We start from the raw sequence: 21,634 nt of genomic DNA, 5'->3' as shown, positions 1-21,634 counted from the left end.
AGGAGTTCTCAGTGCCAGCCGATATTTCTAACAAACTTGTGGTTGCAATTTCATCTCGAGCTTTATTTAATCTCGATGGAAGCAACGCAATTTATGAAAAATACGGCGTTGACAGCTACGCCCGTTATCAAATCCAACACGAAAACTATATACTGGAACCCGGTCTTGCTTTTCCTCTGGTTAAAAAATTTTTAACCCTTAATCAAAATAATGATTTAGTCGAGATAATTTTGCTTTCCCGCAATAGTGCGGATACGGGACTGCGAATTTTTAATAGTATTCAGCATTATCAAATAAATATTACTCGAGCAGCTTTTACAGGCGGTCGAAGTCCTTATAGATACATAGAGCCTTTTAAAGCTCATCTATTTCTATCCGCTAATCCAGAAGATGTAAAACAGGCATTAAATATGGGTTACGCAGCAGCCACCATTCTTCCTTCTGTCAAACCGCCACCTAACACGAATCCTGAGCTACGTATTGCCTTTGACGGCGATGCTGTTTTATTTTCAGATGAAGCTGAACGTATCTATCAACAAGCAGGACTTTCCGCATTTACGATTAATGAAAAAAAGGCAGCGAATAATCCGCTCCCTGGCGGTCCTTTCAAGGGCTTCCTTGAAGCACTTCAACGATTGCAAAGCCAATTTCCTGCGGATCAATGTCCTATTCGCACTGCCTTAGTCACCGCACGACAAGCCCCCGCGCACGAACGCGTTATCAAAACTTTACGGGCTTGGAACATCCGAATTGATGAAGCTTTATTCATTGGTGGGCTAGAAAAGAGTAATTTTTTACGCAGCTTTGGTGCTGATATTTTTTTTGACGATCAAAAAGGACACTGCCAATCCGCCGCTGAACATGTTGCTACAGGCCACGTGCCCAATGGAATCAGCAACGAAAATTTGTAAGAGTGCTAGAACGTTCAAGTAAAGTGGTTGAATGACGAAGATTTTGTTACACTGCTGCCAATTAAATCCTTGCGAGATTAATATTTACTCCCATGACCTTCAATGAAGAAAATCTTGTCTGGCTCGACCTGGAAATGACAGGACTGAATTCGGATAAAGATCGCATTCTTGAAATTGCAACAATAGTAACAAATAGCAATCTCGACATCATTGCAGAAGGACCTGTTTTTGCTATTCACCAACCTACTGAATTATTAGAAACCATGGACAGTTGGAACACTTCTCACCATACTGCTTCCGGGTTAATCGACCGAGCAAAAAAAAGCAGCATTACCGAGAGCCAAGCTGAAACAGAAACGTTGGATTTTCTTAAAGATTATGTGCCACCTAAAAAATCACCTTTATGCGGCAATTCTATTTGTCAAGATCGACGATTTTTGCATCATTATATGCCAAATTTGGATCAATTCTTTCATTATCGTCATCTGGATGTGACCACCTTAAAAATTCTCGCTCAACGTTGGGCTCCACAGATAATGACAGGATCTGTTAAAGAATCTCAACATCTGGCTTTGCAAGATATACGTGATTCCATTGCAGAATTACGTTATTACCGGAAACATCTCTTAAAAATCTAACCTAACTAAATCTCCACGCTCCAGAGGCAGTGGACATTCTAACAGAAAATCGATATGATAATTTAAATTTAAGTAACGGACTAATAACATGGCATTTTTTATTAGCATCATACTAGCTTACCTCATAGGCTCACTTTCATTTGCGATTATCCTCGCAAAGCTTATGTGCTTCCGGGATCCACGAAGCACCGGATCAGGAAATGCGGGCGCTACCAACATGCTACGCATGGCAGGAAAACAAGCAGCACTCTACGTATTATTAGGTGACGCTCTAAAAGGGTTAATTGCCGTTTTGATTGCCCGTTTTTTAGGTGTGTACGGCGTAAGCTTAGCTTGTATAGCCTTATTAGTAGTCATTGGACATGTTTTTCCTCTGTATTTTAAATTTAGAGGTGGCAAAGGTGTTGCTACCATGTTGGGTGCTTTTTTAGGTTTGTCTTTTTGGATTGGCTTATTCCTTATTGCCACTTGGCTTATTATTGCTTACCTTTTTCGTTATTCCTCAGTGGCCACTTTGGTATCTGCTGTCGCAGCACCTATCTATATGATGATTGGTGGTGCTTATGCTGATTATTTTTTCCCAGTTTTATTGATGACAATTCTTGTTGTATGGAAACATTGGGAAAATATCCAGCGTCTGCGTAAAGGCACCGAAGGAAAAATTCAATTTTAGGAAAGAGGAATTTCAGTCAATTCCCTCATTGGCCAACGAGGTCTAACGCAGATACTTCTATCCTCGCATTCACCTCCCTTGAGTCTTAGCCATCCAGTATAAGCCACCATAGCACCGTTATCAGTACAAAATTCTTGACGGGGATAATAAACTTTCCCCTCTTCTTTACTTACAGCTTCATTTAAACGCTGGCGCAATTTTTTGTTGGCTGCTACGCCACCCACCAAGATAAGGGTATTAATTCGCATTTTTTTAATGGCACGGAGGCACTTACGTACCAAAGTATCTACAACTGCCTCTTCAAAAGCACGAGCGATATCAGCGCGCGTTTGCCTCTCATTGCCATATTGTTTAAAGCAATTAACCGCATGGGTTTTTAAACCACTAAAACTAAAATTAAGATGAGGTTGTTTTATCATTGGCCGAGGAAAATAAAATCGATTGGGGTTCCCTTCTTTCGCCAATTGAGCTAGAGCAGGACCCCCAGGGTAAGTTAATCCCAGCAACTTCGCTGTTTTATCAAAGGATTCTCCTACCGCGTCATCTACACTTTCACCCAAAATTTTATATCGACCGGGCTCCTTAACCAGAACTAACATCGTATGCCCCCCTGAAACTAACAGGGCAATAAATGGATAATTGGGCGTTTCCTGCTCTAGTTGCACCGCCATTAAATGAGCTTCCATGTGATGCACCCCCACAATAGGTAAACTTAAAGAATAAGCTAAACTTTTCGCGATAGAAGCTCCCACCATCAACGCACCAATTAAGCCCGGACCCTTGGTATAAGCGATACCATTAAGATCACCTTTCACTAACTTAGCATCATCGAGCGTCCCTTCAATTAAAGGTAAGATTTTTCGGATATGATCGCGTGAGGCGAGTTCAGGAACCACCCCCCCATACTGCGAATGCAAAGCAATTTGGCTATAGATACGATGTGCCAATAACCCCTGCTCTCCGTCATAGAGCGCTACTGAAGATTCATCACACGATGTTTCAATACCGAGAACATATTTCATGACCAATAGTATATCTAATTCATTTATTCGCTTGCTGTAATAATTAGCGTGAACGTTAGCCCTATAAAAAGCTGTCGAGTAGCCCAGCCTTCTTTTCACTTATTTTGTCACGGATTTAATTCCCTGTTGCAAAACTAGCAACCACATAAAATTAAGCCGTTAAATATCGCTCTGTTAAAGATTCTCTCTTCGTATTACGATCATTTAATATTGAAATCTCCAGGCACCTACTTAAAAAATCACCTAAAGCATTGGCTCTGATACCGTGGTATTCGTTTTATTATAGTTAACAAAGACAAAGAGCAACTCTTAAGGGATTATGACATTCTCATCGAATTGGAAAAAGCGGCCACCTCTTTATCGATGTAATTTTATTGTTATTTTATTTAGCAACGGGGCTTTTTATTAGCTTTCCAGCTATTGTTAAACTCTTTTATAAGACAAATTTTTCCTGAAAGAACAGAATATCCAGCACTGACCACTTGAAAACTCAACGGTGTAATTTGGCTAACCTGAATTGCTAGCATTTTGTAATATAACATGCAAAGCGTGAGTTGGTGGATATTTACAAGCTCCTTTTTGTGTCCAACTCTTGGTGGTCAAAAAAATAGCAATAAAAAGAGACACCATCAGTTTAGATATATTCTTCATGAAATTTCTTCCATTTTGTTTTTATTCATAAATGTAGTAAAAGTTACTCCTGGAAAATACAGGCAACGAACCGAGGGAGGTAGTCCAAAGAAAATTTTAAGAAACGAAAGAAGTAAAGGGATCTAAGCTTGAATAAGCCCTAATTCTTTTACCGCATCACGCTCTTCACGAAGCTCATTTAAAGTTGCTTGAAATTTTTGCTGACCGAATTCATTATGCGTAATCTCCTCAATAACTTTAATAATTCCGTTCTCCGTCCGGCAGGGAAATGAGAAAATCAAGCCTTCATCGACCTCGTATTGCCCTTGTGAACATAAAGCGACGGAATAGCTGTCATCGACAGGAGTCGTATTGATTAAACTCCATACGCTATCGATCACGGCATTAGCAGCTGAAGCAGCCGACGAGGTTCCTCGAGCTTTAATGACAGCAGCACCACGTTGTTGAATTAGAGGAATAAATTCTTCCGTCAACCACTTTTTATCACGAATTACGTCTGAGGCCAATTTGCTATTAATTGTGGCATGGTAGAAATCCGGGTACTGGGTGGAAGAATGGTTTCCCCAAATAATCATATTTTTTACAGCCATCACTCCCACCTCAGCTTTAAGAGCTAACTGACCAATAGCCCGATTTTGGTCAAGTCTTGTCATAGCATAAAAACAATCATTAGGGATGTCTGGAGCATGATTCATAGCAATAAGGCAATTGATATTGCAGGGGTTACCTACAACGAAAATTCGAACGTCATTTGCTGCATTTTCATTAAGCGCTTTTCCTTGCGCAGCAAAAATTCCACCATTCTTCTCTAATAAATCTTTACGCTCCATACCTGCTTTTCGGGGCGCCGAACCTACTAAAAGCGCCCAATTAACATTGTTAAAGGCAACCTTAGGATCCGAAGTCACTACGATATTGCACAATAAGGGAAAAGCACAATCCTCTAATTCCATCACGACCCCTTTCAATGCCGACAACGCCGGTTCGATTTCGAGTAAATGTAAATCAAGGGTGCTATCTAAACCAAATGCCTGGCCTGAAGCTAAACGAAACAATAAAGCATAACCAATTTGTCCAGCGGCACCCGTTACTACAACTTTGACATGCTTGGTCACTTTTCTCCCCTCTTTGTTTCCAATAATGCAATAATTTCCGATTTCTGTGTAGGATCGCCCACTGCAATAAAGGGGGGATTAGTGAGCGATGGCTTGGCGTTATATTGTAGGGCTTTACCACTTAAATCAACTATTCTACCACCAGCTGCCCTCAAAACGCATTGCGCGGCTGCGGTATCCCATTCACTAGTGTTTCCAAAACGAGGATAGAGATCCCCTTCTCCTTCGGCGATCCGACAAAATTTTAGAGAACTATTTAATCGAACAACCTTGGCGGCGGGAATGGTTTCAAATAGACGAGGCAGCCGAGGGGAATGTAAAAACTCACCTAAATAAACAGAAAAAGCTTGCCAATTCATTTTCCGCGTATGAATCTGTTGAGGAACATTATCCTCGATCTGCTTAAAAGCTCCGTGTTTTTGATGAGCAAAATAACATTCCTTTTGGACAGGCGCATACACCACTCCAAAGATAGGCTGATGCTTTTCAATTAAAGCAATATTCACTGTAAATTCGTCAAGTCTCTCTACAAAACCTCGCGTACCATCCAAAGGATCCAGTAACCAATAGCGCTGCCACCGACTGCGAGCTTCATAAGAAGGAATCTCACCCTCCTCGGACAAAATGGGTATATTCGGGGTTAAGGACTGTAATCCTTCATACAAAATCCCATGTGCGCAAAGATCTGCTTCGGTCAATAAGGTATTATCATGTTTTCCTTGAATCCGCATAGCTTCTTTGGGAAACCGGGCAAATTTTAAAATTCCTGCTCCCGCGTGTTTGACCAATAAGATGAGCGAATCTACCTGGTGATGCCAATCATTAGCCATGCTGAGAATGCTCCAATAAAAACAAGGCAGCTACGCTTCGTGCTTCATGAAATTCAGGATGAACGAGCAATTCGTTTCTTCTAGAAAGCTTCCATGGAATAACCTCTAAGGGCTCTGGTTCATCACCATGAATGGCTTCCGGATAAAGGTCTGTCGCTAAAATGATATGCATCATGGAATCTAAATAGCCAGGAGAAGCACTAAAACAAGCGATAATCGACATATTACGCGAACCATAGCCTACTTCTTCTTTCAATTCGCGCTCGGCTGTAAGCAAAAGTTCTTCCCCTTTTTCAACGCTGCCCTTTGGGAACCCTAGCACATAATCATTCACTCCCATACTATACTCCCGAACCAGCAATATCGTTTCGCTATCTAACAGAGGAATAATCATTACAGCACCGCACCCGCGCCCACGAATACGTTCAAAATAGCGTTCCTCTCGATTGGAAAAGCGCAGATGCAACTCTTCGATTTCGAATAATCGACTTCGCGCAATGACGGTTTTATCGATAATGCTTGGTTTTTTACTCATATTCAAATCTCATTTTCACGCTCGGACATGAAAATGATAAAATTCTATGATGTCAGTTATACCACTCAGTTTGTATGTCCATATACCCTGGTGTCTCCGAAAATACCCTTATTGTGATTTTAATTCTCACGCTTTACATCAACCCTCTTCCGGAAGAAAATTACGTTCAGGCTTTTCTTAGCGATCTCAAACAACGACTGTCCTTCATCGCTGATCACCCTATTTATACCATCTTTATTGGCGGAGGGACACCTAGTTTATTCTTTGCGTCAGCTTACGAAAAATTATTTTATGAAATGAAAAAAGTGTTAACCTTAAAAGAGGAAGTCGAAATTACCCTGGAAGCTAATCCCGGAAGCGTTGAGCAGTCTCGGTTCAATGGCTATCAAAAAATAGGCATTAATCGCTTGTCTCTTGGTATACAAAGTTTTCAAGATGATAAATTAAAAAAACTAGGTCGCATTCATACTGCCGAGAATGCTAAGTAAGCTATCCAAACTGCAAAACGGGAAGGATTTAAAAACATAAATATCGATTTAATGTTTGGCTTGCCGAAACAAAAAATTGAAGATGCGCTCTTTGACTTGAAAAATGGAATCGAATTAGATCCTACGCATATTTCGTGGTATCAATTAGCACTAGAACCACAAACTTTTTTCTACAAACATCCACCTGTACTTCCTTCAGACGATTATATTTGGGAAATGCAAGTAAAGGGACAACAATTATTAAACAACAAGGTTTTTATCAATATGAAGTTTCTGCTTATTGTCGGGATAATTATTTCTGTCAGAATAACATCAATTATTGGGAGTTTGGTGATTATCTCGGCATTTGGGCCGGAGCGCATAGCAAATTAACTTTCGAAAATGAAATTTTTCGCTATTGGAATATCAAAAATCCTCGATTTTACATGCATCCCCAAAATTCCTTTCTAGAAGGTCAACCTAGAAGGTCAACGAAGTTTGCATTCAGAAGAGCTTCCCCTCGAATTTATGATGAATGCGCTTCGTTTGCAAAAACCGATTCCCCTTACGCTTTTTACACAACGAACCAGACTTGAACCCCATGCTATTTCTTCTTGGCTTAAAACTATCAAAAAAGGAAAACTTCTCAAATTAGAAAATAACCACTTAATTGTTCTGCCGTTAGGCCACCAATTTCTTAATGAACTCTTAATGGAGCTTTAAATTTGTAAGACATATCTTACAGAAAAAGGAGTTTTTAAATGTCTATTATCTAAATATATCGGATTAATATCAGATTATACGCCATGAGGGTAAAAGGGACGATTCTTCAAGGAAATACGGAAATGGACCTAACCTCCTCTAGAAAACTAAAGGGAAGTTTTTGCGGTAGTTTGTTGGGAATCGGTTATGGAAGATCGTTCCCACCAGCTGTCACTCTTTCCTTACTCTAAGTAACTCAACTCAAAACCTACAAAATCTGACACAGGTCTATTAAGGCCTATCGTTGTAACACCCGCGAATTCATTATCCAGGCTTCCCTTATAAAAGAAACGATGTGCATATACCAACGTTAATCCAACATGTTCCGTTATTTTTCTCATTATTGAGGTATCGATTCCAATCAAACTCGTCTCGGGGAAGAATAAACCTCGATTTTTTTTGGGGGGGCGAATAGGAGTTTGGTCACTATTTACTCCTAGTGTAAAAATCCATTTCGTGAGCGTATATTGTGCCACTAAACCGTAACGCCAGGTGTTTCGATAATTAAAATTAACCGTGAAGGTGGCTGGGATAGGGAGGAATAGATACCGCTATGTTCTGAACCGTAACCGTTTTCATAATGCTCCAGAAGATATAATAAACGAATCCATAAAGTCCAAATTCTTTACTCAAGGCTTGAAAATCTCTAAAGAGAATGATTGCCAGTCTTGAAAAATCAAATGCGATACTCCGATCCGGAACGAGAGCGCCTGTAAGATCTCTTCCTTGAAATTGGCTTACACCATTTAACGAAAAATAGATTTTAGAATGGTAGGTTAAGCCCAATTGGTTCCCTAGCCAAGGGATGGCCAAAGCGCCAATATACCATCCCAAACCCCATCCGCTTCCATGATTTTTAGTTATTCGTTCATTAAATTCCTAGAAAAAATGGTGGAAAGGCAGGCAAAGGAAAAGTGTTAAAATTAGCCTGAACATAAAGGTGGATAATATCTAATCACGTACCTACACTAAACTTCGGAAATATCATGTTGTCATTAAATTTTTCGCACAAAAGCAAGATATTCACCCATACTTACTTTTACTTTAATTAGAGAAAGGAGTCTCAAGTGAAATTAATATTTCTTGGCTCCGAAGCAGCCTTTACTGACGTTTCTAATAATTTCCAAGCAGATATTGTTTTAGAAAGTCCCAATATAAACACCTTTTAATTGATTTATGGTACGGATGTGCAACATTCACTGCAGGCAGCGCATCTCTCTTACCAGGATATCGACGGTGTTTATATCAATCACTTTCATTTTAATCATGTGGGCGAGATTGAATGGCTTGCCTCTTCTACTTTTTTCGACCCTAACGCAAAAAAAACTAAACTTTTCATTTATCCCTCTATGATAGCTATTCTTTGGAATAATGTATTATCCGGAGGACTACAATTTTTAAAAGGTGAATCCCCACCAGCCATCATTCAAACTTATTTTACCATCTTCCCCATTTACGAAAATAATATTTTACCTAGGAAATCATTGATTTTGAAATGGTAAGAACTATTCATGTTCACAGTAAAAAAAATTACTTCCTATCTATGGACTATTTTTTACAGTAGATAATACTAAAATGTTTATTACTACGGATACACAATTTTTACTAGATCGCTATCGAACCTATTATCAAAGTGCAGATCTTATTTTCACGATTATAGAACGGATGAACAATAGAATATGGTGTGTACAGTGATTTTAATCAGCTGATCACCCTGGAGATATCCATAAAAGCAAAAATTTGGCTTTATCATTATTCATGTAACGGTTTGCGGGATGTTAAAGCTTATGGTTTTACAAGGAGATACGCTATTTTTAGAAAGCGACAAAGCGAATCATTTTACATAATCGTTTCCGGATCCGTTTCCATTAGAAAAATTTATAAAGCAACCGGCCATATTTACGAGGTTTCTATACTTTCTACTAATAACACCATTGGAGAAATGGTCCTCATAGAAGATAAACCTCGATCTACCTTGATGGTTTCTTTAATCGATAGTAAACTTATTGAAATTCCTATGGAACCTATCAAAAAGAATGTGCAAATATTATCGCTCATCAGCCAGAATATCAGCCATATTCTTTCAGAAAGATTACGAAAAATTAACGAAGTTATTGTTAAATCCATACAAAATGAGCTAGATGAACTCAAAAAACGTAATGATTTTAAATCTGCCAAACGAAAGAATTAAACAATAAAATTAGCTTAGGAGTCTTTCATGTAAAAGGCTTTATCAGCCTTTGGCTTCATCACATTCGTGATTGCATTCCCACCTTAAAATAAATTTTTTCAGATGCTTTCAGGAAGGAAATGTCGAATATACCACTTATAGCATCAGGTATTATTTCATGATTAAATTTGAAAGTGACGAAAGTCTATATAATTACTATTAAGAAATAAAAGAAATTTTCTTAAAGGTTTAAGCTTTAAAAATTGCTCGAACTGAACTGGTCAGGACCTTTCACCTTATGGTCTCATTATCTCCTTTTATGTTGAACCAACCCTTTATAGAAGTACCTGAATTAGAATACCGTAGCAAAACATCACAAGCCCTTCATTTTATCTATGAAACAGAAAAACACTATTATCTAGGGAATTACGGGGAATTACCAAGAAGCCTATGAAACTGGAAATAATTTTAATCTAAGCACCATTCTCAAGGATACCCCATTAATTTAGTTTTTATTTATTATAAGGGCTTATTACTTTTTAATATAATTTCTCGATTAAAAACAAAAAAAGGATAAAATCAAATATTATTGCTTACTATTAAAATTATTAAAAAGATATAAAAAAATTGTATCCTTAAATCCTACTAATTATCTACAACGATATTATCTCCTTCTAGCGAAATTTTATTCACTTAGAAATAACGAGAATAAAGTTGAAGAATTTTATAAAAAAACTATTACTCAAACTAAAGAAAGACAACATTTGTTAGACACGGCTTTAGCTTATGAATTAGCTGCTTTATTTTATGGCCAAACAGAGAAAAATTGGCTTTAAATATTATCTGCATCACACTTATCATAACTACAAAGCTTTTGGATTTAATCGAAAAGTACTTCAATTAGAGAAACCCTTTTAAGGAGTAACTTTCAGAAGAGGGAGCTCATAAAGATCTCACAGCCACCTCTTTCCCCTATGAAGAATTAGTTCGTTTATCGCAGGTCATCGACTTTGACAATATGTTAAAAATTAGAAATTCTCTCACATCAGAAACTAACTTATCCTCATTAATCAAAAAGTTATTAACTGAAATTTCAAATCAAACCAATTTAGATCGTATCTTTTTATTCTTAAAAAAAATCTCATCTTTATTGAAGGCAAGTATGCTTATAACAGAAATGAAATGGCTGTCGCTCATTCAGAGAATCTCGGTGGTCGAAAGGGCCTTCCCATTGATTTTATCAAATATGCGGAACGCGAGGAAGCAAAATAAATTAAATCAGCCATTGTTGTCCCAATTATTTTAAAAAAACTCTAATTAAGTTATTCTATTATGAACATCATAAATTATCTCAAGCTTACTTAGAGGAACATGTGGAATTCCTCCAACTTACTGCAAAGCAAGCTGCCATCGCTATTGAAAATGCTATCCTCTATTAATCTATTGATCGCTTTGTTCCCAAGATGCTATTAAAATCCCTGGGCTGCAATAATCTACCAGAATTAAAATTAGGAGATAACAAATTAATATCTCTGTCCATTATAATTTCCGATTTCCCCAGTTTTGCGTCAATTTCTAAAAAATTATCTTCCAGCAAGATCTTTATTAATTAATAAGTATTTTAAGTGCAATCACGCCAGACATTAACAAATATGGAGGATAATAAATATATTGTAATAAATATATTGGTGATTCCTTCATTGTACTGTTTTCAAAAAGCGCTGATCAAGCTTTGGACGCAAGTCAAGTCTTTCAATAAAACACTTGAATCAAAAGGCTTTGAAAACTTTATCTATCCCACGGAATTGGTCTTAGCATTGGAAATGTCATTTTGTGAATCATTGGAAGCGAACAAAGTCTGGAGGGCACCGACTTTGGAAGAGTAGTCGATATTGCTTCAGAATTGGAAAGTTTAACTTGCTTTTATCACCCCCCATTTCTAGTAAACGACCAATTTATTCACAATTTAATTTACAAGAACCCGAAAAATATCAATTTCGAAATCGATTAAATAGGTTCGCGTGATAAAACAGATGTAATTATTATATACAAAATTATCAATGTACAACCCAATGCCAAAATTAAAAAGGCAACTTTAAAAAATTTTAAAGAGGCCTGGAAATTATACTAAGCTGCTGAATTTGCTAAAGCTAAAAAAATATTTGAAGAAATTTTACAAGAAAATTCTAATGATAAGCCTGTTAAAATTCTGCTCCAACGTTGTAGAGATTACTCCAAAAAGCTTTCCGATGTCTGGTAAGGTACAGTAGAATTACTCATTTAAGATTAAACTGATTAATCACAGCATCAATTGTTCATTCTTACATTTTAACTTAAACTTACATTTTAACTTAAACTAGAAAAGACTAATCTATAAGGAGTTATGATGCAAGGAAGGTGACCTCCAAAAATCCTTGGTAACTGAATACAACTTGTTTCTTAGTATAGTCATAATTTTGCCGCTTCAGCATTTGCCTCAATTATATTAACCTTCGTTTTTCCTCCCTATTTCACACAACATATAGCACCTAATACAATTACAGGAACGCGTCTTTGGGGTTAGACAATTGCTCTTACCAGATTTCTCACGGCTATTATTAAGCCCTAAGTTTAGGGGCTATTGCCGATTACGTGGGTAAAAGAAAATTATGGCTGTTCATTAGTACTTATGTTGTTATTTTAGCCACCGCTTTGTCGTGGTTTTCACATCCCCATTGCCTGTGAAGTCTGCTTTATTTTTTATAATACGATCTTGCCTACTGTTTCTAAAAATATTTTAGCAACAGTAGGCCGTATTTCAAGCTTAGGTTAGGCCATTAGAAATTTGGGCGCACTGCTATCACTGATTATCGCTTTATTTTTGCTACTTGCTAAACCTACGTCGTTAAATATTGAATCTTTTTCTCATATTTGTCTAACCACATTATTTGTAGCAATCTAGTTCGCTATATTTAGCTTTCCGATTTTTCTTTTTTTCAAGACAGACCCTCTTTATCAATATCCTTTGAAACAAGCCACCAGACTAGAATTAAAGGAGCTCAAACAAACCTCTCATTCTATAAAACAAACTCTCAATCTTTTTATTTTTTTATTAGCTCGAATGATCTACACTGATGGCATGATAACCTTAATTGCTTTGGGAGGCATTTATGGTGCAGACACTTTTAATTTCACGCCAGAAGAGTTATTAAATCCTTAGGGTTAGCCTTAACATTACAAAAGCTCTCGGGGCCCTTTTAGTTGGCTGAGTTGATCATCTTTTTTGCTAAGCCTACAACTTCTATTGGTGTTTACCTCAAAACCTCTATTGAGCTTATTATCGTAATTTTTACCCAATCTGTTATTTTTTTAGATAATTGCTTCTTCTGTTCGGGCTTTCCTTCGAATCCGTGACGGCTGCGAGTCAAAGTTTAATGGTGCGCGAATATGACCTCCAGAAAAATAGCCCAAATATTCAGACTTTATGCCGTCAGCGGGCGATTGTTAACCACCTTCCTTGGCTTCCCTCCTCTTCGGCTATGCAACTATATCCTTTTTTGCAACACAACGTACTAGGCATGGGAAGCATTTTAATTTTCGTTCTGCTAGGAGGGATGATCATGTTGCGGGTTTAAAAAAGAAGATCAAATAGTTAACCTCAATTTAGTTAATCTCAATTCTGGATAAGTGTATAGTTTTTATTCAAGAGATAATTGTATTTTACACCCTCTTTGTTTGTTTTTCAGGCATAAGCAATCAATGCACCCGAGACATTTTTGAAATAAGACAACAATTGTTATAGTTTCGCTCAGGCTCATTATCCCTTTACAATCCAGTCAATTGGGGTTTGGGTAATAAATACACCAATTTTTGTTTCAATACTGCTTCCAAAAGTCATCAAGATCGCAAAAAAAATCTCCATGATTGGTGCCAGCATCATCAACTTCTGTTGTGCAAAATCGGGGTCAAATTATACTGGCATCAATCCTTTTTTCGATATTTTTAAATAATTGAATTAGCTCTTATCTAGAATTGAGGTTAAGTTATACTTTCTTTCTACGATTCTCGACAACATACTTCAAGCTATTGGAAACCCCCCATTGTTTGTTTTCAACGCATCGGTAAATCTTTGCCTTGTGAACTTTATCACTATGCTGAAAAAATGAGCCATGAAAAACAAGTGGTGCCTAGAGAAGTGCTGGACGCTAAAATTTATCGCACACCTACGGAAGCTGCTTATGAGAACCATGAAAGTCATACTTCACTAGCAAAAAAAATAAATACAGAAATTCCCAATTCACAAAAACCCTGAAATCCATTATTGAATACTGCACAAGAAATTTTAGATGACATGAATGACAAAGATTTTTTCCTAATGGTAAGACGCTTAATTCGCAAAGAAGCTCTCGTCGGCGCGCAGCTCTTCGGCTCCGCCGTGTAGTTCCGCTCTTCAATTTGCCCAACGCTTAAAAGAAGCGACCATTATCTCGTTCTTTTACCCGACTCCGTCCGGCCCGCAATTATTTAACTAAATTCGTGGACGATGCTTGAATGAAAGCACAAGATTTTTTATAGCCTGAATTTCTTATCAGGAATAACCTCCCAAGAGGGACGAGGTTTTATTTAAGAACTACAACTTGAACAAGCGCAAATATTTGTTTCTGCACTCCGGAAGCTTTAACGACAATATCATGCCTTTTTTCCTGGTCCGCAAGGAGCAGGAATACTACTTAACGACCCTATATAAAAGAATTTGGCCTTGTCTAACATCAGCTTTGGCTAGATTTGTATATGGTTATCTACTCCATTACGAACAGGGAATATTTTGGACCTCCCAAAGTCCAACACTTCCCAGATTTACCCCCAAAAGCATAAATTGTGTAATCAATGTAGCCCTCATCCCCCAACGCAGGAACCCCCGCGAAAAAGGTCTAACCGAAAATAGAGGATTGATTTTTCTCTGGATAAAGGGTAAATTCCCGTGAAGCATAAGTGGACTCCTTGTACGTACAGTGTGTGTCAACAGAATTAATTGTTATCGGCATCCTTGACCCATTTACAAATCCATGAGACATCGGAATACTCTCAGTTGCAAAAAGAACTAAAACGAAATAGCTAGCATATAAAGGAACTTTGTTATTTTTTTTGATCATCGTTTCAGTGACTTAACTTAATTTATTACCTCAATTACAAAATTATAGCGTACATTCGACCTCAATGACTAATCCTGGTTGTCTAAATCTAAAATAACCTCAATTCTAGATAAGAGCTAATTCAATTATTTAAAAATATCGAAAAAAGGATTGATGCCAGTATAATTTGACCCCGATTTTGCACAACAGAAGTTGATGATGCTGGCACCAATCATGGAGATTTTTTTTGCGATCTTGATGACTTTTGGAAGCAGTATTGAAACAAAAATTGGTGTATTTATTACCCAAACCCCAATTGACTGGATTGTAAAGGGATAATGAGCCTGAGCGAAACTATAACAATTGTTGTCTTATTTCAAAAATGTCTCGGGTGCATTGATTGCTTATGCCTGAAAAACAAACAAAGAGGGTGTAAAATACAATTATCTCTTGAATAAAAACTATACACTTATCCAGAATTGAGATTAGTTAATCTAATCTCTCTACGAAAATAAATTGCTTTAGTTAGACCAAACAAACTAATCAAAAGCCAAGCAATTTCTATGATGCCAGAAGCTAAATTCCACGAAAAATATAAAGATATTAAAATAAATCCTGAACCTATAAAATTTAGGAGGGAATAAGTAATACTACTTTGATTAAGCTTATTCATTTGTAATAAACAATAAGCTAACAAAACCAAAAGGACCCCACTGATGCCGATAATGTTGAATTCTTCAGATAAAAATCGAATTAGATATCCCATTTATAAGACCATACATTCGACATTATAACCCCCATATTTCCGTATATTAATCACTCCGGTATCTAAAATAAGATATTGTCCTTTAATTCCTAAAAGGAATCCCATAATGGTGGGTGTCTTTTCAAATGAAAGGGCTTTTATTTTATTCGGATATTCTAAAACAGGGTAATTTAATCGAGTGACCAGCGTTGTTTCGAGTTTCCGAATATCTCCATCTTTAAATTGGTTTATCACTCTGGAAAGAGAGGAGTCGGCTTCCTTTAGTAAAGCATCTCGTGCAGAAATTAAATCCATTTCTTCAATATCATTTCTTAACATTCGCCGCCAATCCGTACGATCAGCGATGAAGGCTTTTAAGCTAACCTCTATCATGCCTGCTTGATAACGATTTTTCGTCTGTAAAATAGGCACCCCTTGAATGGCGCCTTGATCAATCCAGCGTGTGGGAACCTGCGTTTCTCGGGTAATGCCTACTTTTAGACCTGAAGAATTTGCTATATAAACCACATGATTTTGATGACAATTGACGTGAGCCCAATCCTCGATAGGGCACCCTTCTTTTTCTACTCGACAGCGTTCCGGGTGGATAATACAAAGATCACACTCTTGCAGTCGCCTCAAACAAGGAAAACAAAATCCTTGCTGAAAACTTTTATTAGTTTTACGAGCGCATTGAATACAATAAATTGATCCTGCATAGTTGAATGAAATAGATTTACCTAACCAGGCATTCAATAAAATTTCACCGCTCTCGTGAGTTAAATAATACTCAACAGGAGCTTTAAAAATGCTTTTTAATTTTTTTAAATGAATATTAACTTTCATTTCTTTTAAATAAAATATACTCTTATCCAAGCTTTCCGCCAATAAAATGTTCTTGGATAATTCGTTCGATGACTTCCGGAGTGCAGGAGTGATACCAAATACGATTGGGATAAACTACGGCAATTGGCTCTTGGCAGAAAATTGCAAACTCGCAAGCAATTCGCCTTCCTTCGGTAAATTCCTCCCGCACCCGTTAAATTTAATTCATTTAATCGTCGTTTTAAATATTCCCATGACTCTAATCCTATATTCTCTGAACAGCATTGAGGTTTGGCCTGATCTGATCACAACATAAAAAAATATGAATGACGAATTTTTTCTAACTTTAAAACGTCTAGTTTACATTGTAACTTTTCATTCTCAAGAATGCTCATGAACTGTCGTTCCCTTTCTATTGAACCAAAAGGGGGATTCAACATGAAAATTTATTTCTGATTTTTGATATCCATAGCTGAAATCGAGCATTCGCTGAAGAGGAATTTTAGCTTTAGCTATAATTTCAGCATCCAATAAAATTTCATTATTGCTGGTGAGTAAAGACTGCTCCAAATTTTGTAACCTATTTACAGCCATCCAGGGACAATGTCCACAGCTTCGACACGTTGCCCCCTGCCCAGCAGGGGGCACTTCAATGAAAGTTTTATGAGGCGATTGCTGCTGCATTTTTTAAAAAATGCCGTGATCAGTCGCCACAATAAAAGTGGAATTAGGTAACTCTTGTGATGCTTTTAACAACTGCGAAGTAGAACCTACCACATCTGCTTGTTCAATAACGGAAGCAGGTAATTCGGGATGCACTAAAACGGCCGCTTGAGGATATTCTTTTCGTAAAGCCGCCAAAGCTTCTCCTTTAAACTCTTTATGCAGAATACAAGCCCCATTCCATAAAATTAAATCAACCTCTGTTCTCTTATTGGATGTAATTTCCAAGGTATCGATCAGGAGCTCATTACAAAATCGGGAAAATTCGTCAACAGGACAGGAAAGATCAAGCGAACAGGTAGCTTCACAAGTAGGTATTAAAATTCGTTTTTCCGGGCTTAATATTTTTGCACTTTCACCCATAAACCGCACACCAGCAACAACCAACGTCGCATCGGAATGAACCATCCCAAACTGATCCCATGGGCCACAAGGAATCGCCCACAAAACCGCCTCTGTGTTATCTGCTAAAAGTTGAATTTCAGGCCGGTGTGTAATAATAATGCGTAACTACCACAGCATTTTCCTTTATAAGAAATCGGCAATACGCGCAATACTTTGATTGAGTTCCGGAATCAATGTTAATGAAGACACTATTTATTTGCATCGGATGCGGGGTGGTGTGTCTCCATTTCTCGAACCCACCGATTAAACTGTAAAGCTCCTTAAAACCCTGCTCTACTAAAATTTGAGCACCCGATTGATGCTAATTCCATGATAGCAGTAAACTAAACAAGCTTTTCTTATCGGCCTTTTCAAAATATTCTTGCAGTTTTTCCATTGAAAATACAAGACATTAGCAATATGCCCTTCTTAGTAACTGTCTTGATCACGCACATCAGGAATCACAATGTCCTGATCATTCATCAATTGCTCTGCTTCCATGTCCGCCTAGCTCCATGGTGGCAAGGACAAATTATAGCGAGCCTTTCACACACGCTCAATCTTTTCTGTCGCAAACAGGTAATCCAGCCACAAATTGGATAAAATTTCCTGAGTTCGGTTCTGAGAAAAACGCTCTTCGATATTTTTAATATCCACCAATTCTATAGGCTGATGTTGCCAAGAACAAGCATAAACGGCTTTTGTCCGCTTCCCTGTGCTAGGATCGATTTGCCATTGCAAACATTGGGCACATACCCCTTTCATCATGCATTGCATTGGCCCATAAACCGAAGCGACAAATTCTGCTTCAGGTTTGAAATATTCCTTTAATAGGCCCTCTCGACCTTTTTGAACTTGCCGAAGAAGATGAGTCGAACCGATTACGTACACACGATCGATCGTTTGCAGCGGAAGGGATGGTTGCTCTATTGCGTAGCGGCGCAAAACGGAAATAAGTTCTCCCTGCGCGGCTCTATCTTGAGAACGTCGCGCTTTAATTCTTCCACCCTTTTGAGTCAGCCAGAAAACAACATCGCTTACCGCCTCTAATTCTTCCTGGCAGTAAAGCTCATTAGCCGTTTCCATTAAGGCCACATAGAACACGCGATGCCCCACTTTCCGCAATGCAGGCCCTAAAGAAAGCAAATGTGAAGCAGCTAGAGCCCCTCCAATAATCATTATATTTTTCTGGCTTTCTGTAGAAATTTTGCTATAACAACCTGTCGGTCCCATAATGGAAATCGGCTGGCCCGGTTTTAAGGTTGCTACCAATCTGGAGCTTGCCCCATGCTCCAAAACCATAAAACTCACTACATCTGGATCGGCATTTTGATTTACACCAATCATTGCCAAGGCTTCCGTTTGTAACCGTGTATTGCCAATAAGGGGTGATAAGCATTCGAAATTCTGCAATCGATAAAATTGGCCCGCTCGAAAGTTACGGGCTGCCATTAATGCTCTAATTCGGCATTCCACCATGGCAGGAGAATGTCGTCGAACTGCTATCACCTTCGCTTCAAAAAGAGTGGCCATCTGGTCACGGAATTTATTATATTCAATCACGTCTCCATTAAACCGATGATTATGTCCGAGTGCTTTGACAATTTTCGGATAGGTCCGCTTAGCGGAGGCAATAGCTTTCACGACACTTCCATGGAAAACGGGATGTGTGTCGCCTAAAAAACTTACTCGATGCTCGCCCTTTTCATAACTTGTAAAGGGTCCAAAATCCTCAATTTTACAGTGACCTTCTTCACTAACTTCTTTTAATTGATTATCTTTAAATTCAAATCGTTGGTAATTAAAGTCTTCACGAGAGAAAGTATCTCTATGCTCATAAGCATAGGCGATATTAGGCTTAGCTCCAGTCGCCACGAAAATGGATCGGGCAGGCAAGGTTTGATCCTCATCCGTCACCATCCAAACCCCTTCCTCATCCATGACACGACATTGACATACTAAAGCTATTGCCCAACCTTGGGCATCTAATTTCACGGCTTTTGGTTCTAGACCCTCAGCGTAATAGATACCTTCTTCTAAGGCCTTTATTATCTCCTCGTGGTTACGTTTATAAGCAGGAGACTCTTGCATAGTCCGGCGATAAGCTATAGTTACCCCACCCCATCCTCGGAGAAGCTTTACTAAATCAACCGGTCGATCTTCTTCTTTTGCTTTCAGGCGCTCCGCGCCGACAGCTCGCCCGTGATTAAGAAATTCATCTAAAATTTCCAATGAAACTTCATCAAAATGAGACCTTACAGCTTTTTCTCCAAAGAATTCGCTAAGCTTTTCATATCGTTGAGTTATTTTTTCTACTTGAGCGATATAATACGCTTGAACTTCCGTAGCCGTATCGATGGCGGTTAATCCGCCTCCAATCACTACGGCGGGCAAGCGCACTTGTAAATTAGCCAAGCTTGAGGATTTAGCAGCACCAGTTAATTGAAGTGCCATTAAAAAATCGTTGGCCTGGCGCATCCCTGGGGCTAAACTATTTGGAATCTGCAATTCGCGCGGCAAACCAGCCCCCACAGCTATTGCTAAATGATCGAAACCCAAACGCCATACATCTTCAACCAATAAAGTGCCGCCGAAACGAACGCTGCCAAATACTTGAAAATAGGGACGCCTTAATAAACTGATGTAAATTAGCTTTAAGAAATTTTTATCCCAACGCACAGTAATTCCATATTCGGCAACTCCACCAAAACCGGCCATTACCCGATTGTCCAGCTGCTTTTTTAGATCCACATAATTTCGAATAGGCTCAGCAATAAAATCAGAAGGCAAGGGTTCAATCTTCAAACCATCAGTTCCCACAACAGAAAAGCCTTCCATCAAAAGAAAATGTGACAATGCAAAACCAGCAGGCCCCATCCCCATAATCAACACTTTTTTCCCATTATAAGCTTTAGGTAGGTATTGTTCTTGCCGTAAGGGATTCCAACGCGTAAGCAAATCATAGATCTCCACGCCCCAGGGTAATTCCAATACGTCCGTTAAAACTCGTGTTTCAGTCTGAGGAATGTTAACGGGCTCCTGTTTTTGGTAAATGCAAGCTTTCATGCAATCATTGCAAATACGATGCCCTGTAGCCGGGCACATAGGGTTATCGATCATAACAGTGGCCAGAGCAGCAATTGCATAGCCCTTCTTTTTCAAGACATGCATTTCGGAAATTTTTTCATCCAAGGGACATCCTGTTAAAGTTTCACCTAAAGGATTAATTTTTAGATTTTGATTTGGATCGCCTTTTTTTACTGGAAATCCTTTGGAACAAAAATCGCCATCAGTTTTGTGACAATAAATACAATAATGAACATGGGACATTGCTTCGCGCCGTTCCATCCGCGAATCGGTCAGAGTGAAGCCGTCCCGATAACGGCGCGATTCCGGCAGCCCCTCTAGACGTCCCACTGCATCTTCAGGAATAGCAACCGTTTCTACTAAATTTTCATAATTTAGATGTTTGTGTAAATGAAAGCTTATCCATCCTCTTACTGCATTCTTTCCTTCTAATTGAGTCAGGGCGGCAATACACCAGGAAGTAAGTTTTTCAATAAATGCTACATTATCTTCAGGTGCTTCTAATAACTGCTGTCCCCACCGAGCAATGGCCCATTCTCGATCAGATTCATTTAATCTATTTTCTTCTAATTGATCAGTTACCCATTGATCTAATAGTGAAAAACTTTCTATTAAATTTGCCTTTTTGAGCAGCCTGCGTGCTTGACGCAAGACATAGAATTTTTTGAAAGCAAAAATGGTGTTTTCTTTTAAAGTAGCCACACGCAAATGGTTGACCGACTTCTCAATTGAAAAAAAATCTGCAATAAAAGTTTCCAAAAGAGGCCCACAGGCAATGATTAACTCGCTGATCTCTTGAGGTTTTAAGGGTTCTTTTTCTCGATACCGCAGAAGTCGTGCGTGCAAGAGTTCATCTTTTGTTTTTAGAAAAATCAGAAAAGCAGCATCCAGCTTTGAAAGCCCATTTATCGTAAATAATTCTGGAAAGTTGAATCCTTTCAGAACCAGCGGTAAATTAGTCATGGAAAGTACATCCATTTCATCT

Annotated in this window: 19 protein-coding genes and 3 pseudogenes; 11 read left to right on the top strand and 11 right to left on the bottom strand. The window is 38.3% G+C overall.

All coding sequences use genetic code 11. The annotated features are described in order from the left end of the window. Positions 1–11: 11 nt before the first annotated feature. The 3 genes from CleRt_RS04160 (at position 12) to plsY (ending at position 2,222) form a co-directional block, all read left to right on the top strand. Positions 12–911: a 5'-nucleotidase gene (locus CleRt_RS04160; protein ID WP_048875206.1), complete on the top strand. Its 900-nt coding sequence runs from the start codon at positions 12–14 to the stop codon at positions 909–911. Positions 912–1,003: 92 nt separating this feature from the next. Next, positions 1,004–1,549, top strand: a complete 546-nt coding sequence (gene orn, locus CleRt_RS04155) for an oligoribonuclease (protein WP_048875205.1) — start codon at positions 1,004–1,006, stop codon at positions 1,547–1,549. 88 nt (positions 1,550–1,637) lie between these two features. Then, positions 1,638–2,222 (top strand): glycerol-3-phosphate 1-O-acyltransferase PlsY, encoded by a 585-nt coding sequence (gene plsY / locus CleRt_RS04150; protein ID WP_048875204.1) that lies wholly within the window; start codon positions 1,638–1,640, stop codon positions 2,220–2,222. On the opposite strand, the gene tsaD is transcribed toward plsY, so the two are convergent. The 4 genes from tsaD to nudE form a co-directional block, all read right to left on the bottom strand. After that, on the bottom strand, positions 2,219–3,244 hold the full coding sequence (gene tsaD, locus CleRt_RS04145) for a tRNA (adenosine(37)-N6)-threonylcarbamoyltransferase complex transferase subunit TsaD (RefSeq protein WP_048875203.1): 1,026 nt from the start codon (positions 3,242–3,244) through the stop codon (positions 2,219–2,221). The two genes, plsY and tsaD, sit on opposite strands and share 4 nt — an antisense overlap. A gap of 773 nt (positions 3,245–4,017) precedes the next feature. Next, complete coding sequence (locus CleRt_RS04140) at positions 4,018–5,010, bottom strand: malate dehydrogenase (RefSeq protein ID WP_048875202.1); 993 nt, start codon at positions 5,008–5,010, stop codon at positions 4,018–4,020. Then, complete coding sequence (gene cysQ, locus CleRt_RS04135) at positions 5,007–5,840, bottom strand: 3'(2'),5'-bisphosphate nucleotidase CysQ (protein WP_048875201.1); 834 nt, start codon at positions 5,838–5,840, stop codon at positions 5,007–5,009. Before cysQ ends, CleRt_RS04140 begins: the two co-directional genes overlap by 4 nt. Beyond that, on the bottom strand, positions 5,833–6,375 hold the full coding sequence (gene nudE / locus CleRt_RS04130) for an ADP compounds hydrolase NudE (RefSeq protein WP_048875200.1): 543 nt from the start codon (positions 6,373–6,375) through the stop codon (positions 5,833–5,835). Before nudE ends, cysQ begins: the two co-directional genes overlap by 8 nt. A 113-nt stretch (positions 6,376–6,488) precedes the next feature. On the opposite strand from nudE, the gene CleRt_RS11785 reads away from it, so the two are divergent. The 3 genes from CleRt_RS11785 (at position 6,489) to CleRt_RS11775 (ending at position 7,565) form a co-directional block, all read left to right on the top strand. Then, positions 6,489–6,863 (top strand): radical SAM protein, encoded by a 375-nt coding sequence (locus tag CleRt_RS11785; protein ID WP_235379198.1) that lies wholly within the window; start codon positions 6,489–6,491, stop codon positions 6,861–6,863. A 51-nt stretch (positions 6,864–6,914) separates the two neighbouring features. Then, positions 6,915–7,235 carry a hypothetical protein gene (locus CleRt_RS11780; protein WP_235379197.1) on the top strand — a complete coding sequence of 107 codons (321 nt, stop codon included), beginning with the start codon at positions 6,915–6,917 and terminating at the stop codon, positions 7,233–7,235. A gap of 105 nt (positions 7,236–7,340) precedes the next feature. Beyond that, positions 7,341–7,565: a hypothetical protein gene (locus tag CleRt_RS11775; RefSeq protein WP_235379196.1), complete on the top strand. Its 225-nt coding sequence runs from the start codon at positions 7,341–7,343 to the stop codon at positions 7,563–7,565. A 549-nt stretch (positions 7,566–8,114) separates the two neighbouring features. On the opposite strand, the gene CleRt_RS08320 is transcribed toward CleRt_RS11775, so the two are convergent. Then, the gene (locus CleRt_RS08320; RefSeq protein WP_053097862.1) at positions 8,115–8,438 is read right to left on the bottom strand and encodes a hypothetical protein; all 324 of its coding nucleotides are present in this window, start codon (positions 8,436–8,438) and stop codon (positions 8,115–8,117) included. 353 nt (positions 8,439–8,791) lie between these two features. Between CleRt_RS08320 and CleRt_RS11770 the strand changes: the two genes are divergently transcribed. From CleRt_RS11770 to CleRt_RS11760, 5 genes are all read left to right on the top strand, one after another. Beyond that, positions 8,792–9,106 (top strand): MBL fold metallo-hydrolase, encoded by a 315-nt coding sequence (locus CleRt_RS11770; protein WP_235379195.1) that lies wholly within the window; start codon positions 8,792–8,794, stop codon positions 9,104–9,106. A 182-nt stretch (positions 9,107–9,288) separates the two neighbouring features. Further along, positions 9,289–9,795 carry a Crp/Fnr family transcriptional regulator gene (locus tag CleRt_RS11765; RefSeq protein ID WP_235379194.1) on the top strand — a complete coding sequence of 169 codons (507 nt, stop codon included), beginning with the start codon at positions 9,289–9,291 and terminating at the stop codon, positions 9,793–9,795. A 2,926-nt stretch (positions 9,796–12,721) separates the two neighbouring features. Beyond that, positions 12,722–12,973: an MFS transporter gene (locus CleRt_RS04105; protein ID WP_157870949.1), complete on the top strand. Its 252-nt coding sequence runs from the start codon at positions 12,722–12,724 to the stop codon at positions 12,971–12,973. A 190-nt stretch (positions 12,974–13,163) separates the two neighbouring features. Further along, positions 13,164–13,388 carry a hypothetical protein gene (locus tag CleRt_RS10030; RefSeq protein ID WP_157870833.1) on the top strand — a complete coding sequence of 75 codons (225 nt, stop codon included), beginning with the start codon at positions 13,164–13,166 and terminating at the stop codon, positions 13,386–13,388. A 527-nt stretch (positions 13,389–13,915) separates the two neighbouring features. After that, positions 13,916–14,065, top strand: a complete 150-nt coding sequence (locus CleRt_RS11760) for a hypothetical protein (RefSeq protein ID WP_235379193.1) — start codon at positions 13,916–13,918, stop codon at positions 14,063–14,065. A 1,289-nt stretch (positions 14,066–15,354) separates the two neighbouring features. On the opposite strand, the gene CleRt_RS14505 is transcribed toward CleRt_RS11760, so the two are convergent. The 6 genes and pseudogenes from CleRt_RS14505 to CleRt_RS04080 all read right to left on the bottom strand — a co-directional run bounded on the left by CleRt_RS14505 (position 15,355) and on the right by CleRt_RS04080 (position 21,627). Continuing rightward, entirely contained in the window at positions 15,355–15,651 is a 297-nt protein-coding gene (locus CleRt_RS14505; protein ID WP_048875197.1) for a CBU_0592 family membrane protein, read from the bottom strand. After that, positions 15,652–16,476: a DUF2797 domain-containing protein gene (locus CleRt_RS04095; protein WP_048875784.1), complete on the bottom strand. Its 825-nt coding sequence runs from the start codon at positions 16,474–16,476 to the stop codon at positions 15,652–15,654. Between the two features lie 34 nt (positions 16,477–16,510). Further along, positions 16,511–16,850, bottom strand: a pseudogene (locus CleRt_RS04090) ((2Fe-2S) ferredoxin domain-containing protein); the annotation flags it as partial. Beyond that, positions 16,837–17,586, bottom strand: a pseudogene (locus tag CleRt_RS04085) (quinolinate synthase). The pseudogenes CleRt_RS04090 and CleRt_RS04085, both read right to left, overlap by 14 nt. Positions 17,587–17,771: 185 nt before the next feature. Next, positions 17,772–18,063, bottom strand: a pseudogene (locus tag CleRt_RS11755) (rhodanese-like domain-containing protein). A gap of 45 nt (positions 18,064–18,108) precedes the next feature. Continuing rightward, positions 18,109–21,627, bottom strand: coding sequence for an FAD-dependent oxidoreductase (locus tag CleRt_RS04080; RefSeq protein WP_082160426.1), 3,519 nt, complete (start codon positions 21,625–21,627; stop codon positions 18,109–18,111). Positions 21,628–21,634: the final 7 nt, after the last annotated feature.

Source organism: Candidatus Coxiella mudrowiae (genome assembly GCA_001077715.1).
GTDB classification, from domain to species: domain Bacteria; phylum Pseudomonadota; class Gammaproteobacteria; order Coxiellales; family Coxiellaceae; genus Coxiella; species Coxiella mudrowiae.
Note: the sequence above shows the minus strand (reverse complement) of the source record. Positions and strands in the feature narration are given on the sequence as shown.